This is a genomic window from Ruegeria sp. CK1 (assembly GCF_056536545.1).
In genome coordinates this window covers 122,802-137,462 of record NZ_JBQFPX010000001.1, presented here as the reverse complement: position 1 = coordinate 137,462, position 14,661 = coordinate 122,802, and the positions used below count along the sequence as shown (strand labels likewise).

The following is a 14,661-nucleotide window of genomic DNA, read 5'->3' as shown; positions in this document are numbered from 1 at the left end:
CGCCCGGTGTCCATCAGGCTTGTGCGGCCTCGCGTTTTTCATCGCGCGCAAAGAAAACCATGTAGAAGACCGGAGCCGCGACCATTGTAAGGATCGTTGCAAAAGCCAGACCACCCATGATGGTCACGGCCATCGAGCGGAAGAACGCATCCGTCAGCAGTGGTGCCATACCCAATATGGTGGTGATCGCAGCCAACATCACAGGCCGCAGACGCGATACCGAGGCTTCGATAATCGCCTCACGCAGTGGCCTTCCAGTAGCACGAACCAGATCGATCTCTTCGACAAGAACGATGCCGTTTTTGATTAGCATACCGGACAGGCTAAGCAGCCCCAGAAGCGCCGTGAAGGTAAACGGCAAGCCAGTGCCCAACAATCCGATCACAACCCCGTTCACAGACATTGGCACCAGTAACCAGATGATGATTGGCTGACGCACCGCATTGAAGATCAACACCGAGATCAACACCATGATCAAAAGACTCAGCGGCAGTTGCTTGCCCAGGCTTTCATTGGCTTCGCCCGCGTTTTCGAACTCACCGCCCCATTCCATTCGGTAGCCCGGCGGCAATTCCATGGCTTCGATGGCTGCACGCACTTCGGTATGAACCTGCGCTGCTGTCATGTCCGGCGGGATGTCCGCTCCAACAGTGATCGTAAGCACCCGATCACGACGATGAACCAGCGTATTCAGCGGTTTGTATTCGAAACCATCGACCATTTGTTCGATTGGTACGAACCTTTGCGATTCATCCGAGAACACCACCTGATCCACGATCGAATAGTCGCCATCCGCTGGTCGGCGCAGGATGATGGGGATCAAACGATCGCGTTCGCGGAATTCGCCAGCGACAATACCGTCTGTCGAAAACTGCAACGTCGCGGCAATGTCTTCACGTGAGACGCCCGCGGTCTGGGCGCGCTCGGTCGCATAAATGGGTTGTACAGCCAACTCTTGTTCACGCCAGTCATGATAAACGTTCAAGGCATTGGGCGATGCCTCGCGCATTTTTAGGACCGCCTCATCGGCCAGTTGTCTCAACACAGCTGGATCACTGCCCGAAAACCGAGCTTGGATCGGGTCTCCACCACCGGGACCAAAGATCAGTCGCTTGGTCCGAAACTTGCCTTCGGGGAATTGCGCCTGACCGAACGTTTCCAGGTCTGCTTGCAAGGCCGGGATATCATCCAGCGTGTTGGTGCGGATGATCATGTGGCCATAGCCTGGATTCGGTTTTTCTGCGGAATAAGTTAACAGAAACCGGGTTGCGCCTTGTCCGACAAAGGTGGCGACCGAAACAACATCCTCGCGTTCGGCCAACCAATCTTCGAACACTGCCATGTCTTCAGCCGTACGCTCGATGGGCGTGCCTTGAGGCAAGTTATAGTGAACAAAGAACAAAGGCGTGTTCGAGTCTGGAAAGAACTGTTGCCGTACCTGTCCGAACCCTACGAAACAAATCGCCGTAACGCCCACAAGGCCAGCAATTACTAGCCAGCGGAACCGAAGAGCGCCACGCAGGATTGCGCCGTAGACACGGAACATAACACCGCCATAAGCGTCCACTGCCCCCACTTCGGCCTGCTTGAAGAAATAGTGCCCCAGCATCGGCGTCACCGTTAATGCCAACACCCAGCTGAGCAGCAACGAAATGGCGATAACCGCAAATAGCGAAAACAGGAATTCCCCTGTGGCGTCCGGGCTTAGGCCGATGCCGGCAAAGGCCATGATGCCAATGACTGTGGCTCCCAGCAGTGGGATCTGTGTCTTGGAAGCTGCTTCATCCGCAGCATCGCGCGAATTCTTGCCGCGCAACATGGCAATCTGCATTCCCTCGGCGACCACAATGGCGTTGTCCACAAGCATGCCCATTGCAATGATCAAGGCGCCCAACGATATCCGCTCCATCTCGATTGAGAACATCGACATGAACAGCAGTGTCCCCACAACCGTCAGCAACAGGGTCGAGCCCACAACCACCGCTGCGCGCCAACCCATAAAGATAGCCAGCACTGCCACAACGATAGTGACCGACATGGCCAGGTTGACCAAAAAGTCGTTCGAGGCTTGCTCGACCACAACGTGCTGCTGGTAGATCGGCAGGATTTCAACGCCAAACGGGATTTGCGAATCCAACTCGGCGAACTTGGCGTCAGCGCGTTGACCGACTTCGACGATGTTTTCGGTCGACAAGCCCGCGATACCCAGTGTGAATGCTTCAGCGCCATTAAACCGGATCATGACTTCGGGGTCGGTCTGACGTCCGCGAAACACGTGCGCCATATCGAACAGGTTGATGACCTGCCCTTGCGATCCCAAAGACAACCCCGCGATGGCCGATACAGTATCCGACCCTTCAGCAGTCAGTATCGTTGTGCGGTCGTTTTCTGTGCGGACCGAGCCTGACGCGTTCACCGAGTCCGCATTGGCAATGGCTTCGTTGATCGCCGCAATCGGCACATTCTGGTTTACAGAAATGGCCAGATCAGGCTCAACAAAAATTGCCTCGTCTGGAAGCCCCATCACCTCAACGTCCGCAACACCGGGAACGGTCAGCAACTCGCGCCGCAGGAAAGTGGATAGCTCGTGTTTCTCAGCATCCGAAAAACCATCGGCAGTAACGGCATAGAACAACCCGAATACATCGCCAAACCCGTCATTCACCAGTGGCTGGCTGACCCCTGATGGCAACACGCGGGCGGCGTCACGCACTTTGGCACGCAACTTGGTCCAGATTTCCGGCAATTCGGTGCCGTCATAGGTCGATTTGATCTCGACCTCGATCAGCGAAAAGCCTGGTTGGTTGACTGAGGTTATCGTGTCAACCTCTCCCATCTGCTGAATGGCAGACTCCAAAGGTTCCGAGACCTCCAGCGCCACTTCCTCTGCTGTTGCTCCAGGATACTGCGTTGCAATGACGGCGTTTTTGATAGTGAAGGCCGGGTCTTCCAAACGACCCAGCGACATGAAACCCCAGATACCGCCAAACAGCGCTATCAGGATGATCAGCCACGTATAGATCGGTCGATCGATTGAGGCGCGTGCAATGTTCATCTGCCGGCCCTCAATTCGCAAAGCCGGTAAAGCGGCGAACGGCCTGACCATCGGTCAAGGCGGCACCCCCGGCGACCACGATTTCGTCACCATCCGACAACCCGGTCAGGACCCGAACCTCACCAGTTTGAGTGGGTTCAATGGTCACGGGCACGAGGCGAATAGTGCCTTCATCAGCCCCAACCGGCGAAAACACCATAACACCCAACCCACCATCGGCATCAGCCACAATTGCAGAGGCTGGAATGACAATACCGGTCAGGCCATCCTGAACCTGAACATTCACGGTCACAGAAGAACCTGGAAGAATTTGCAAACCCTCGGGTGGGGTCAGACCGAACTGGATGCGGAACGTTTGTCCGACAGTCGAGCTTTCGGCATCGAATTCACGGATCTGCAAGGGAAAGACTTCATCACTGACCGGGAATTTCGCAGTGATCTTGATGTCTTCTTCCTGACCTGAGCGTTGGAACAGAATCTCAGGTACATCGACTTCGATTCGCAGCTCGGACATGTCGTGGATGCGCACGATCGGTGCGCCAGCGGATACTGTTGTAAAGGCTTCAACCGCACGGCTGGACACCAGTGCATCGAACGGAGCGGTCAATGTGGCATGCTCCAGATCGTATTCGGCGTCTCTAACAGCGATATCTGCCAGCTGCGCCTCGGTCTCGGCGTCGTCAACAGCCACTTGGCTTGCAGTCGTCCCGCGCAGGCGCGACAAGCGCGCCACGGTTCGGTCGGATTGATCCTTTTGTAAAAGCGCACGGTCGTACCGGCGTTGAAAGGGTTCCTGATCCAATTGCGCGATCAACTCACCTTTGGGGATTACAAATCCTTCTGTCACCGGCATCTCGACAATCTGACCTGAGACCTGAAAAGCCAGGTCAACGGTTTGTCTAGCCGCAACGCGCCCGAAGAACTGACGCGAAAATCCCGGAGAGGTTTCACGCACCTGCATCAGTTTGACTGGCTTGCTTGCCTCTTGAGCCGAGACCTGCGTGGTTAACGCGATCAGAGCCGCGCTCAGAACAGATAGGAGTTTCATTTCGTTAATCCCTCGGGAATTCCCGTTTTCAGTATGTTGTCTCGGATTTTGCGCGCCAAACGCGCGAATTCAGCTGTTTCTTCAGCGTCCAGCCCCGAGGCGCGGTGGAACAACTCCCCTGCTTCGGAAACCAGCATATTTCGGGCTTCTTCGCCTTGCTCTGTCAAAACCAACAGCCAAGCCCGGCGGTCTTCGGGGTCACGTTCGCGGGTCAGATATCCAGCCCTTTCAAGGCCATCCGCCGTGGCCGTTATGGTCGACGGAACACTCAGCATGTCTGCTGCCAGAACGCCCATCCGTTTGGGTTGATCAAGCTTGATCAACATGTGGCATTCCAAATGGCTCAGGTTCGTTTCGATGCAGTCGAATGTTTCTTCCAGTTTCCAATACAGGGCGTACACACCCATGATGGATTGGATCTCGGGGCTGAGACGATCAAGCCTGGTACTGATATCTTCTGACATATCGGGGCTCCGTACACGCGTGAGGCGCCATATACTTCAAATTATGAACTATTCAAGATATGAAACTGAATTTGTTCAATCCCAGTATATTCCGTTAGGTCACCTTCCCTTGATCAAATTCTGCTGCGACTGCATTTTAAGCGGGTTCGAAACTTGCAGGACCTGCTATGTATACGCCCGCAATCACCGGCACAGGTGTTTTCACGCCCGAAAGCGTCATCACCAACGCTGAACTTGTTTCCGCGTTTAACGCCTATGCCGACAAGCAGAACGCCAAGAATGCCGATGCGATTGCAGCGGGTGAAATGGACGCGGTGCAGCATTCCTCGGAGGAGTTTATCGTCAAGGCGTCGGGTATCCACAACCGTTACGTGATGGACAAATCCGGTGTTCTAAACCCGGACGTGATGCATCCCGAGCTGCGCCAGCGCAGTGATGACGAGCCGGGCATCATGACCGAGATGGCAGTGGACGCTTGCAACAAGGCGCTGGCTCAAGCAGGTCGTAAGGCCGCGGATGTCGATCTGGTGATCTGCGCCGCGTCAAACCACGAACGCGCCTATCCCGCGATTGCGATTGAAATTCAGCAAGCATTGGGGATCGAAGGGTTTGGCTTTGACATGAATGTCGCCTGCTCCTCGGCCACGTTTGGAATTCAGGCAGCGGCGGACATGATCCGCTCGGGCTCGGTCCGTTCAGCGTTGGTTGTGAACCCCGAGATTTGCTCGGGTCATCTGGAATGGCGTGACCGGGATTGTCACTTCATTTTCGGCGATGTGGCCACGGCAACTCTGGTCGAGCGGATCGAGGACGCGATGGGTCCGCATTTCGAAGTTCTTTCCACCCGCTGCGCCACCTCGTTTTCAAACAACATCCGAAACAACAACGGTTTTCTGCGCCGCTCGCGCCCTGACGGAGTGGTCGACCGCCGCGACATGCAGTTCATGCAGAACGGCCGCAAAGTGTTCAAAGAAGTGCTACCTATGGTCAGCAAGCACATCTCGGATCACATGGAAGCTGAGGGGCTGACCAGCGCAGACCTGAAACGCCTTTGGTTGCATCAGGCCAACAAAACCATGAACGATTTCATCGGGAAAAAGGTGCTGGGCCGAGAGCCCGAGGCAGGTGAGCAACCCAACATTTTGCAGGACTATGCCAATACGTCCTCCGCCGGATCGATCATCGCGTTTTCCAAGTATTCTGATGATCTGACGGATGGGGATGTGGGCCTGATCTGTTCGTTCGGGGCGGGGTATTCGGTGGGCTCAGTGATTGTGAAGCGGCACGGATAACGGCCAGTTTCCAGAAGTAACGCAAAAGCGTGTTAAACTGACTGCTGTGAGCCCAATCCACTAATTCTGCATTTCGACTTAACGGCAGCTTTGGATGGACCTAACCGAGCGATAGACGATAGCTCAGGTGAGAGATCTTTCCATGAAATAGACTTTGTCGCGCCAAGAATGGGGAAAGCCCTCTGGATGTGGCATTGGGACGAAACCAGCCTTCTCATACATTGCGCGTGCATGCGTCAAAAAAGTTGCGGATGAGTAGAAAACCCGGGTGTAGCCGTCAGCGGCCATCTGCTCGAACATGTGCTCTAGAAGCTTTCGACCAAGGCGATGGCCGCGACCAGCAGGACGCACGAACATTCGGTTAAATTCAGCGGTTCCTAGACTGGCTTCACTATACATGACGCACCCCATAGGTTTGCTATCAACTGATGCAATCAGAATGCCGCCAAGTGGCCGTTCGTGCAGTTTTGGCAAATTCTTCAGGACCGCCTCAAAGCTGACAGGGTCCATCGGATGGTCGTCGCCCCGAGGCCAATCAGTTGGATAGTTTTCCCAGTGCCAATCCAACCATTCGCGGCATAGCGCACGAGCGGCTTCAATGTCCTCTCCATTGCTGGCCAGCCGAACTGCAATTTCTGTCACGCTCAACCCTCTACTCTCAAGAGGAATTTTTACTATTATTTATTGTGAAGCAATTGCCCAAGAACCAGAAGCGGACTTTGGTGCGGATGCGGCGAAAGTCTGGTTGGTCCGCAAATCAGACATTCGAAACTCATGTCAGCTGCAATTCCTAAAGGAAGGTCAACGATCACCCTAGCTAACGCTTTCTTCTTCCAGATGCAGCTTCATCTCAATCAGAACCTGTTGCAGCAAGCTGGTTTCCTTGAGCAGGCGCTTGGCCTCGTTCACGGTGATGATGCCGTCCTCGATGGCCGCTTGATATTCGGTCATCAGCATTGCGAAGCGTTGGCTCAGGGCGATGACGTCCGAATTTACACCGCCGGTGCGCGGAGTGTCTGTGTTTCGGCCATCATACGACAGGGTTATATTTTTCAGATCAGCCAACGCTGACGTTACATGCGGATAGTTCGACACAGCCTCTAGCCGGGCAACGGCGTCAACGGGCATGAAACGGTCAGCATGTTCGGCATTGTCCGAATAATACCTACCCAGTGTCGCCTTAGACTTGCCGGTAATCTCGCAAGCAGATTCAATGCCAACGTCTTTGACCAAAGCTTCTGTGTGCTTTTTCAGATAGGCCCCGATATCTGCCATAATTTTACCCTTGCTGCCTGCCTCACCCACAACATCTGCCAGTGTGGGGGAAAGGGACAGGAAATTTCCCATAGTCCAGTCATAGTTGAAATGTCATATGTTGGCTATCCCTCAGATATGCGGGGGTTTTGTGAGTGAGTGGAGGCCGTTCTGGCCGGTAACGAGTGGTTGCGGGGCGCTATTTAAGCCTCGCTTTGTATAGGCCGCATGTTGGCCGACGGCGTCGCTGTTGTGGACGCGGGGGATCCATCCCCTTTTGAGCATATGCTCTGCCTCTGCAACGACAACGGCGACGTCGCTTCTTTTACGGCTTTTGCCGCCTTGCCCAGGTCGGTCTGCCGAATTAGACCCGGACGCATGGCAAAGCTTTACTTCAACTATTCCACTATGAACGCGGGCAAATCGACCGTGTTGCTGCAGGCCTCGCACAACTATCGCGAACGGGGCATGGACACCTATCTGATGACCGCCGCGCTGGACGGGCGCGCCGGCTTAGGCAAGATCGCATCTCGGATCGGAATTTCCGCCGAGGCCGATACGTTTTCTGCCAGCGACGATGTTTTCGCCATGATCGAAAGGCATCAGAAGCAGAGCAAGATTGCCTGCGTTTTTGTCGATGAGGCGCAGTTTCTAACCGAAGAACAAGTCTGGCAGTTGGCCCGCGCGGTAGATGACTTAAAAGTGCCGGTCCTAGCCTACGGGCTACGAGTTGATTTCCAGGGGCATTTGTTTCCGGGTTCGGCGGCTTTGCTGGCACTTGCCGACGAAATGCGCGAGGTCCGCACAATCTGCAAGTGCGGTCGCAAAGCGACTATGGTGATTCGTCAGGACGAGAACGGCAATACCATTACCGAGGGCGCACAGGTGCAGATCGGCGGCAACGAGACTTATGTGTCTCTTTGCCGCAAACACTGGCGTGAGGCAGTCGGGTCTTAAACTGGATTGGGCAGCGGGCGGCCCGAAGAAAAGGCCGCGACGTTGTCCAGTGCCATATGCCCCATATCCGTTCGAACTTCCTCGGTCGCAGTACCCAGATGCGGCAGCAGTGTCACGTTTTCCATATCAAGCAGGGCCTGCGGTACGACGGGTTCAAATTCATAGACGTCCAACCCGGCACCCGCGATCTGGCTTGATTGCAGGGCAGTGATCAGGGCGGCTTCGTCAACCACTTCTCCGCGCGCGATGTTGATCAGAATGCCCGAGGGTTTCATGGCCTCCAGTACCTGTGCGTCGATCAGATGGCTGGTCTCTGCTCCTCCGGGAACGGCAACTACAAGGAAATCCACCGATGCGGCGAGCGCCGCCAAGTCAGGGATATACTCGGCTGGGAATTCGACGTCCTTTGGGCCGCGCGACTGATACAAAACCTGCATACCAAAACCGAAATGGCAGCGTCGGGCTATGGCCTGACCGATGCGACCCATGCCAACGATACCAACGCGTTTGCCCGTCACATGATGACCCAGCATTTGCGTCGGATGCCAACCCTGCCAATCTCCGACACGAACCATCCGTTCACCTTCACCCGCGCGACGGGCGGTGGACAGTAACAGTGTCATGGCGATATCTGCGGTGGCGTCCGTTACCGCGCCTGGCGTATTGGTGACCGCGACGCCTGCGGCACGCGCGGCGTCAACGTCGATGTGATTATAGCCAACCCCAAAATTAGCCAGCAGTTTGCAACGTGGGGCCGGAGCTTCGGCAAAGACCTGCGCCGAGAAAAGATCGCCGAGCGTTGGCACAACAACGTCGAATTCTGTTAGGGCACGCAGCATTTCATCGCGCGTCATCGGTAAGGTCTCAGCGCGGATCTCCACGTCGAACTCTGCACGAGCACGGGCCTCGACCGCGGCCGTCATGGGGCGGGCAATCAGCAGCTTCATCAGTGCATCCGCCCACCGACGGGAACATCACCGTCGGGACCGATCAAGACGATCTCACCATTCTCATCGGGCAGTCCCAGCACCAGAACTTCTGACATGAAACGACCGATCTGACGCGGAGGGAAGTTGACGACCGCCATCACCTGTTTCCCCACCAAAGTAGAGGGATCGTAATGAGCGGTAACTTGGGCCGAGGTTTTTCGCTCACCAATTTCGTCTCCAAAGTCGATCCACATCTTGATCGCGGGCTTACGGGCCTCGGGGTACGGCTCGGCGCGGATTACTTTGCCCACGCGGATGTCTACCTTGAGAAAGTCGTCAAATGTAATCTCACTCACGAGACAGCTCCTTAGATCGGTCGGTTGCGGCTTTGACTGCGCGATGCAGCAAGTCAGGAAAGCCTTCTTCTTCGTGCATCAGGACTTCAAGCGCAGCCTGCGTTGTGCCGTTGGGTGATGTCACGTTGATGCGCAGTTGCGATGGGTCCTCTTTGGCCGCCATGGCAAGCGCCCCTGCCCCCGCGACGGTGGATTTCGCCAGCTTCATCGCCAGTTCATGCGGCAAGCCCTGCGCTTGACCCGCAGCCGCGAGCGTCTCAATCAGGTGAAAGACATAAGCAGGACCTGATCCGCTGAGGCCGGTGACGGCGTCCATCTGCCCCTCGTCCTCTAGGACGACTGTCTCACCAATGGCAGAGAGTAAGTTTTCAGCCAGCGCAACGTCTGTATCTGAGGCGTTCGCATTCCCGATCAGCGCTGTGATCCCTTGCCGGATTGCCGCCGGAGTGTTCGGCATGGCCCGTACAATCGGAGTCCCCTCGCCCAGTACGCTTTCAAACGTCGCAATCGACGTCCCCGCGGCGACCGAAACAAAAAGGCTACCGCCACCACCCAGCGCTTTGATCGCAGGTAGGGCCTCGCCCATCATTTGCGGTTTAACGGCGACCAGCACGACTGCGGGTGCTTCTGGCAAAGGTGTATTGATGTTGACGCCCTGCGCCTTCAACCAATCAGAAGGGTTAGGATCGATGACCCAGACCGCCGACACGGGAAGGCCATGCTCCAACCATCCGGCGAGCATGGCCGATCCCATCTTGCCGCATCCCAGAAGAACCAGCCCCTGCTCGGCGACGCGTGACATGTCCATGATTGCCCCTCTCCTTACTCGGTTTGGGGCAAAGCTTTACGCGCGGCCGTAGGCCTCTGCAATGGCGACTTGCATCGCTTGTTCTGGGGTACGGTTGCCCCATGTGACCAGTTGGATCGCAGGGTAGTAACGTTCGGCGCTAAGGACCGCTGCCGTGATCATTGTGTCGATTTGTTCCGGGCTGGCCATCTGGCCACCAGCCAGAACCAGACCATACCGATAAACCATCAGCTTTTGATTGGCCCAATACGTGAACGCCCCTGCCCAGCACTGATCGTTCATCTTGTTCAATAGCTCATACAACTCGGATTCGCGATCCGAGGGAGGCTCCATCTCGAACGAACACACCATCCGGAGTGTTTCGTCATAGTTCGACCAGGCCAAGGTGATCGAGTATGTGCGCCACTGCCCCTCAACAGCCATGGCAATCTGATCATCTCCGATCCGGTCAAAGTCCCAGTCGTGATGTTCTGCAAGATGTTCAACTATATCGATCGGATGAAGGTCTTCTTCGAGAAACTGCTCGGAAAGGGCCATAATGCCACCTCACTAATCTCTAGCATTTTGGGGCCGACAGCGCCCCAGCACTAGTTGCCTGCTCTACAAGCCGGGCTTCCCCCATTGGCCTGTACTAAATATGGTGCGACGCGAGATGGGTTCTGGCAACCCTATTTATTGGGGATAACAGCAATAAGTTGTGGACGAACGGCAACGGCGATCAAAATATTGGCGCGACGAGCAGCTTTGTCTTGATAAAATTTTATATGGCTGCAAGATGCACAACACCGCACAATCCAAACTCAGATTGCGCGGTGATTTTCGTTCGTCCCAAAAGTTTGAAGATCAGGAAACGCGCCCGCGTTACTTTTCCAGCTTCGCTTCTAGTGCTGCAATTCGCGCCTCGAGCGCGGCATTTTCTTCTCGCGCTTTTTGGGCCATCGCGCGAACTGCATCAAATTCTTCGCGCGTCACAAAATCACGGTCGGCCAGCCAGCGGTCGATCATCGACTTCATCGCATTCTCGGCCTCTTCCCGCGCGCCTTGCGCCACGCCCATGGCGTTAGTCATAAGCTGGGAAACGTCATCAAGGATCTTGTTGCGGGTTTGCATGGGTTTACTCCGATATCGCGGTTGGTCTTTATATGGGGAAAGAATGGCTCGGGCTCAAGGTTGACTTGCCCCGCTAACCCCGGGCAATGAGACGCACATGCAGGCTGTTCTAAATTTTCCCGATCTGTCGCCCGAATTGTTCTCGATATCGTTATTCGGGATGGAGTTTGCTCTCAGGTGGTACGCTCTGGCCTATATCGCCGGTATCTTGATTGCTTGGCGAATGGGGGTGATGGCGCTGCGCCGTCCGGCTTTGTGGCCCAACGCAACACCGCCTTTGAAGCCTGAACAGCTTGAGGACCTGATCACCTGGATCATCTTAGGCGTGATTCTGGGCGGTCGGCTTGGTTTCGTGCTTTTTTACCAGCCCTCTTATTACCTCTCGAATCCGATAGAGATTCTAAAGGTTTGGCAGGGCGGTATGGCGTTCCACGGTGGGCTTCTGGGTGTTGTAGCCGCGTCATACCTATATGCGTTGCGTCACCGTATCCCGATTTTGTCCCTGGCCGACCTGATTGCCCACGCGGTGCCGCCGGGATTGTTGTTGGGGCGCCTGTCAAATTTCGTCAATGCCGAGCTTTGGGGTCGACCAAGTGAACTGCCCTGGGCGGTGATTTTCCCCGGTGCTGCCGCTCAGAATTGTCCCGGCGTTGTGGCCGGTATGTGCGCAAGACACCCCTCGCAGCTTTACGAAGCAGCGCTGGAGGGACTCTTTCTTGGCGCTTTGCTCATATGGCTCGCCTACCGCCGCGGCGCATTTCACAAGCCTGGCTTAATCATGGGCCTATTTCTGGCGGGTTATGGTGCCTCACGGTTCATCGTTGAATTTTTCCGGCAGCCGGATGCGCAGTTTATCTCGCCCGACAATCCGTTGGGGTTAGCATGGCACATTGGTGGATTCGGGCTAACGATGGGCCAATTGCTATCGGTGCCGATGATCGCTCTTGGCTTGTGGTTTGCCTTGCGCGCAAGATCGACACCATGAGTCTGACGGATCATCTTCTGGCGCGGATCGCACAAGACGGCCCAATGAATGTGGCCGATTTCATGGCAGAATGCCTACTGCACCCTACACATGGATACTACACCAACCGCGATCCACTGGGTACGCAAGGGGACTTCATCACCGCCCCCGAGATCAGTCAAATGTTCGGTGAACTGATTAGTCTGTCACTGGCACAAAGCTGGCTCGATCAGGGAAGCCCAGAGCACTTCATTCTGGCCGAGCTCGGGCCTGGTCGTGGAACGTTAATGGCGGACCTACTGCGCGCCACATCCCGTGTGCCGGGGTTTCTGGACGCATCCGAAATCGTGCTGCTTGAAGCGTCACCCACGCTCAGAAACATACAGGCCGAAACACTTGAGCAATATAACCCGCGTTGGATCGAGTCAGTTACGGATCTACCCGAAGCTCCGCTGTTTTTGGTCGCTAACGAATTCTTCGATGCGCTGCCCATCCGTCAATTCCAGCGTGATGGCGATGGATGGCGAGAACGGCTAATCGGCTCGGACGGTCACACGTTGATTTGGGGACTTGGACCTTCAGTCGAGCAAGTTGCGCTAAAAGATCGACTGAACGATACCAAAGACGGCGATATCGTCGAGTTGTGCGCAGCGGCAATCCCCATCATTACCGTGATCGCAGGACGAATCGGTACGTATGGTGGTGCCGGTGTGATTGTGGATTACGGTGATTGGCATTCGCAGGGCGATACGTTCCAAGCACTGCGCAACCATGAACACTCAAATCCGCTTACCATGCCCGGTCAGGCTGATCTTACCGCGCATGTGGATTTCGAGCCGTTGGCCTTGGCGACCCGCGCCGCTGGATGCGCCCATTCGCGCCTGACGCCGCAAGGTGTGTTTCTTGAACGGTTGGGAATAACGACCCGAGCACAAGCACTCGCTGCACAAATGAGCGGATCACAACGCGATGGCCTGATTGCCGCACATCGCCGGTTGACGCACCCGGAAGAAATGGGAAACCTGTTCAAAGTGCTTGGCCTCTATCCTTCTCCTGCCGCACCCCCACCGGGACTGGAACCATGACCTTGGAAATTCTGACTTCAGATTTGCTGGACCCACTGCGCCACGGTTTTTTCAGCCGCCGCGGAGGAGCCTCTTCGGGTATTTTCGCAGGGCTCAATTGTGGCTATGGCTCCTCGGATCAGACCGAGGCCGTTACGGTCAATCGCAACCGAGTGGCCAGCGCCATGGAAGTCGATCCCGACGCGATGATCGGAGTGCATCAGATCCATTCGCCTGTGGTTCTGACTGTGGACGCCCCCATCAACGGCGAGAAACCCAAGGCTGATGCTGTGGTCACGGCAACTCCGGGTCTGGCCTTGACGATTCTCACTGCCGACTGTCAGCCGGTTCTGTTCGCAGATACTGACGCAAACGTGATCGGCGCTGCTCATGCAGGGTGGCGTGGCGCACTTGATGGTGTGCTTGAGGCAACGCTGGAAGCCATGGAATCCTTGGGTGCAAAGCGGGAAAATACCATGGCGGTGATTGGCCCCTCGATCTCGCAGGCCGCATATGAAGTGGGGTCGGATTTTCTGGACGAATTTGTCGCGGATTCCTCGGAAAACCTGAGATTCTTTGCGAATGGCAAAGAGGACAGACTGCAATTTGACTTACCTGGATTCGGGCTGCACAGATTGCGGCAAGCGGGCATTGGCCAAGCCGAATGGACCCGCCATTGCACCTATTCCGATCCTGACAGATTCTATTCCTACCGCCGATCGACCCACGCGAAGGAAGCCGACTACGGTCGCCTGATTTCCGCCATAAAACTTTAAGGTTAGGTCTGAATTGTGGCGATTTGGCCGCTATTTTGCCACATTTTTTGTGTTTTGTGATTCCCGACAGTTCAAGAATTATTGTCCGCTCTCAGGTGTTTATCGGTCGATTCTCCAGTAGAGCGCGGCAGTACCAGCCAAAGGGAATCGCAAAACTCCGAGTGTCCTGAATTCATCCCGGATCAGCCTTATCGCCGCCGTAATGGCTCGGCACATTGAAGGGTGAGAGGAAAGTGGGGTGAATACCCCTAAGCGAGCAGGGCAACGAAATGAGAACGAAGTCGCGCTTTCTAAGTGCCGTGATCGCGGCCACTGGAAAGCAACAGGTGGAAATGCCGTGGAAACGGGTTTCCAGTCAATCGATCAGGGTCGTGCGCCGCTTGGCAGCTCGGCGCTGACTCAAATCCCCTGAAACCAAGCTGCCGGCTTCAGGGGGCAAGACGCGCAACGGAGGGGTGCTCCGATCCGATGTGCGACCTACCGCTCGTATTTTGTGCGGTTCAGGTTTTGGGGCATGTGTCGTCGGCAATTTCGCCTGCGTTGTTATGAGTTTGTCTGGGGGGTCAATGTGATGACCAAGAGTG

15 protein-coding genes are annotated in these 14,661 nt (G+C 55.6%); 5 read left to right on the top strand and 10 right to left on the bottom strand.

From position 1 onward, the window contains the following. Positions 1–13: 13 nt before the first annotated feature. The 3 genes from ACR0L3_RS00665 to ACR0L3_RS00655 are packed head-to-tail and all read right to left on the bottom strand — an operon-like array spanning position 14 to position 4,567. The gene (locus ACR0L3_RS00665; RefSeq protein ID WP_480742851.1) at positions 14–3,055 is read right to left on the bottom strand and encodes an efflux RND transporter permease subunit; all 3,042 of its coding nucleotides are present in this window, start codon (positions 3,053–3,055) and stop codon (positions 14–16) included. Between the two features lie 10 nt (positions 3,056–3,065). Beyond that, positions 3,066–4,103 (bottom strand): efflux RND transporter periplasmic adaptor subunit, encoded by a 1,038-nt coding sequence (locus tag ACR0L3_RS00660; RefSeq protein WP_480742849.1) that lies wholly within the window; start codon positions 4,101–4,103, stop codon positions 3,066–3,068. Next, the gene (locus ACR0L3_RS00655) at positions 4,100–4,567 is read right to left on the bottom strand and encodes a MarR family winged helix-turn-helix transcriptional regulator (protein WP_480742848.1); all 468 of its coding nucleotides are present in this window, start codon (positions 4,565–4,567) and stop codon (positions 4,100–4,102) included. The genes ACR0L3_RS00660 and ACR0L3_RS00655 overlap by 4 nt, the downstream gene beginning before the upstream one ends. A gap of 167 nt (positions 4,568–4,734) precedes the next feature. On the opposite strand from ACR0L3_RS00655, the gene ACR0L3_RS00650 reads away from it, so the two are divergent. Then, entirely contained in the window at positions 4,735–5,859 is a 1,125-nt protein-coding gene (locus ACR0L3_RS00650) for a beta-ketoacyl-ACP synthase III (protein ID WP_480742847.1), read from the top strand. A gap of 123 nt (positions 5,860–5,982) precedes the next feature. On the opposite strand, the gene ACR0L3_RS00645 is transcribed toward ACR0L3_RS00650, so the two are convergent. Then, a complete protein-coding gene (locus tag ACR0L3_RS00645) occupies positions 5,983–6,501 on the bottom strand; it encodes a GNAT family N-acetyltransferase (RefSeq protein WP_480742845.1) in 519 nt (172 codons plus the stop codon). A 171-nt stretch (positions 6,502–6,672) separates the two neighbouring features. Beyond that, positions 6,673–7,134, bottom strand: coding sequence for a hypothetical protein (locus ACR0L3_RS00640; RefSeq protein WP_480744625.1), 462 nt, complete (start codon positions 7,132–7,134; stop codon positions 6,673–6,675). A 357-nt stretch (positions 7,135–7,491) separates the two neighbouring features. Between ACR0L3_RS00640 and ACR0L3_RS00635 the strand changes: the two genes are divergently transcribed. Further along, positions 7,492–8,070: a thymidine kinase gene (locus ACR0L3_RS00635; protein ID WP_480742844.1), complete on the top strand. Its 579-nt coding sequence runs from the start codon at positions 7,492–7,494 to the stop codon at positions 8,068–8,070. Here the strand turns inward: ACR0L3_RS00635 and ACR0L3_RS00630 are convergent. The 5 genes from ACR0L3_RS00630 to ACR0L3_RS00610 form a co-directional block, all read right to left on the bottom strand. Beyond that, on the bottom strand, positions 8,067–9,017 hold the full coding sequence (locus ACR0L3_RS00630; protein ID WP_480742842.1) for a 2-hydroxyacid dehydrogenase: 951 nt from the start codon (positions 9,015–9,017) through the stop codon (positions 8,067–8,069). The genes ACR0L3_RS00635 and ACR0L3_RS00630 overlap by 4 nt on opposite strands. After that, on the bottom strand, positions 9,017–9,355 hold the full coding sequence (locus ACR0L3_RS00625; protein ID WP_480742840.1) for a tRNA-binding protein: 339 nt from the start codon (positions 9,353–9,355) through the stop codon (positions 9,017–9,019). The genes ACR0L3_RS00630 and ACR0L3_RS00625 overlap by 1 nt, the downstream gene beginning before the upstream one ends. Then, positions 9,348–10,163, bottom strand: a complete 816-nt coding sequence (gene proC, locus ACR0L3_RS00620; RefSeq protein WP_480742839.1) for a pyrroline-5-carboxylate reductase — start codon at positions 10,161–10,163, stop codon at positions 9,348–9,350. Before proC ends, ACR0L3_RS00625 begins: the two co-directional genes overlap by 8 nt. Positions 10,164–10,199: 36 nt before the next feature. Next, positions 10,200–10,700, bottom strand: a complete 501-nt coding sequence (locus tag ACR0L3_RS00615; protein ID WP_480742837.1) for a type III secretion system chaperone family protein — start codon at positions 10,698–10,700, stop codon at positions 10,200–10,202. A 324-nt stretch (positions 10,701–11,024) separates the two neighbouring features. Continuing rightward, positions 11,025–11,273, bottom strand: a complete 249-nt coding sequence (locus tag ACR0L3_RS00610) for an accessory factor UbiK family protein (RefSeq protein WP_171669487.1) — start codon at positions 11,271–11,273, stop codon at positions 11,025–11,027. A gap of 97 nt (positions 11,274–11,370) precedes the next feature. On the opposite strand from ACR0L3_RS00610, the gene lgt reads away from it, so the two are divergent. Genes lgt through pgeF form a run of 3 tightly spaced genes read left to right on the top strand, consistent with a single transcriptional unit; the run spans position 11,371 to position 14,077 of the window. After that, positions 11,371–12,258 carry a prolipoprotein diacylglyceryl transferase gene (lgt, locus tag ACR0L3_RS00605; protein WP_480742835.1) on the top strand — a complete coding sequence of 296 codons (888 nt, stop codon included), beginning with the start codon at positions 11,371–11,373 and terminating at the stop codon, positions 12,256–12,258. Further along, positions 12,255–13,322, top strand: coding sequence for a class I SAM-dependent methyltransferase (locus tag ACR0L3_RS00600; protein ID WP_480744623.1), 1,068 nt, complete (start codon positions 12,255–12,257; stop codon positions 13,320–13,322). Before lgt ends, ACR0L3_RS00600 begins: the two co-directional genes overlap by 4 nt. Continuing rightward, the gene (gene pgeF / locus ACR0L3_RS00595; protein ID WP_480742833.1) at positions 13,319–14,077 is read left to right on the top strand and encodes a peptidoglycan editing factor PgeF; all 759 of its coding nucleotides are present in this window, start codon (positions 13,319–13,321) and stop codon (positions 14,075–14,077) included. The genes ACR0L3_RS00600 and pgeF overlap by 4 nt, the downstream gene beginning before the upstream one ends. The last annotated feature ends 584 nt before the right edge of the window (positions 14,078–14,661 follow it).

Excerpts from the sequence above, each read along its gene's own strand:
- ACR0L3_RS00665 (WP_480742851.1), bottom strand. The coding sequence starts at position 3,055 with ATGAACATTGCACGCGCCTCAATCGATCGACCGATCTATACGTGGCTG.
- ACR0L3_RS00660 (WP_480742849.1), bottom strand. The coding sequence starts at position 4,103 with ATGAAACTCCTATCTGTTCTGAGCGCGGCTCTGATCGCGTTAACCACG.
- ACR0L3_RS00655 (WP_480742848.1), bottom strand. The coding sequence starts at position 4,567 with ATGTCAGAAGATATCAGTACCAGGCTTGATCGTCTCAGCCCCGAGATC.
- ACR0L3_RS00650 (WP_480742847.1), top strand. The coding sequence starts at position 4,735 with ATGTATACGCCCGCAATCACCGGCACAGGTGTTTTCACGCCCGAAAGC.
- ACR0L3_RS00640 (WP_480744625.1), bottom strand. The coding sequence starts at position 7,134 with ATGGCAGATATCGGGGCCTATCTGAAAAAGCACACAGAAGCTTTGGTC.
- ACR0L3_RS00635 (WP_480742844.1), top strand. The coding sequence starts at position 7,492 with ATGGCAAAGCTTTACTTCAACTATTCCACTATGAACGCGGGCAAATCG.
- ACR0L3_RS00630 (WP_480742842.1), bottom strand. The coding sequence starts at position 9,017 with ATGAAGCTGCTGATTGCCCGCCCCATGACGGCCGCGGTCGAGGCCCGT.
- proC (WP_480742839.1), bottom strand. The coding sequence starts at position 10,163 with ATGGACATGTCACGCGTCGCCGAGCAGGGGCTGGTTCTTCTGGGATGC.
- ACR0L3_RS00615 (WP_480742837.1), bottom strand. The coding sequence starts at position 10,700 with ATGGCCCTTTCCGAGCAGTTTCTCGAAGAAGACCTTCATCCGATCGAT.
- ACR0L3_RS00610 (WP_171669487.1), bottom strand. The coding sequence starts at position 11,273 with ATGCAAACCCGCAACAAGATCCTTGATGACGTTTCCCAGCTTATGACT.
- lgt (WP_480742835.1), top strand. The coding sequence starts at position 11,371 with ATGCAGGCTGTTCTAAATTTTCCCGATCTGTCGCCCGAATTGTTCTCG.
- ACR0L3_RS00600 (WP_480744623.1), top strand. The coding sequence starts at position 12,255 with ATGAGTCTGACGGATCATCTTCTGGCGCGGATCGCACAAGACGGCCCA.
- pgeF (WP_480742833.1), top strand. The coding sequence starts at position 13,319 with ATGACCTTGGAAATTCTGACTTCAGATTTGCTGGACCCACTGCGCCAC.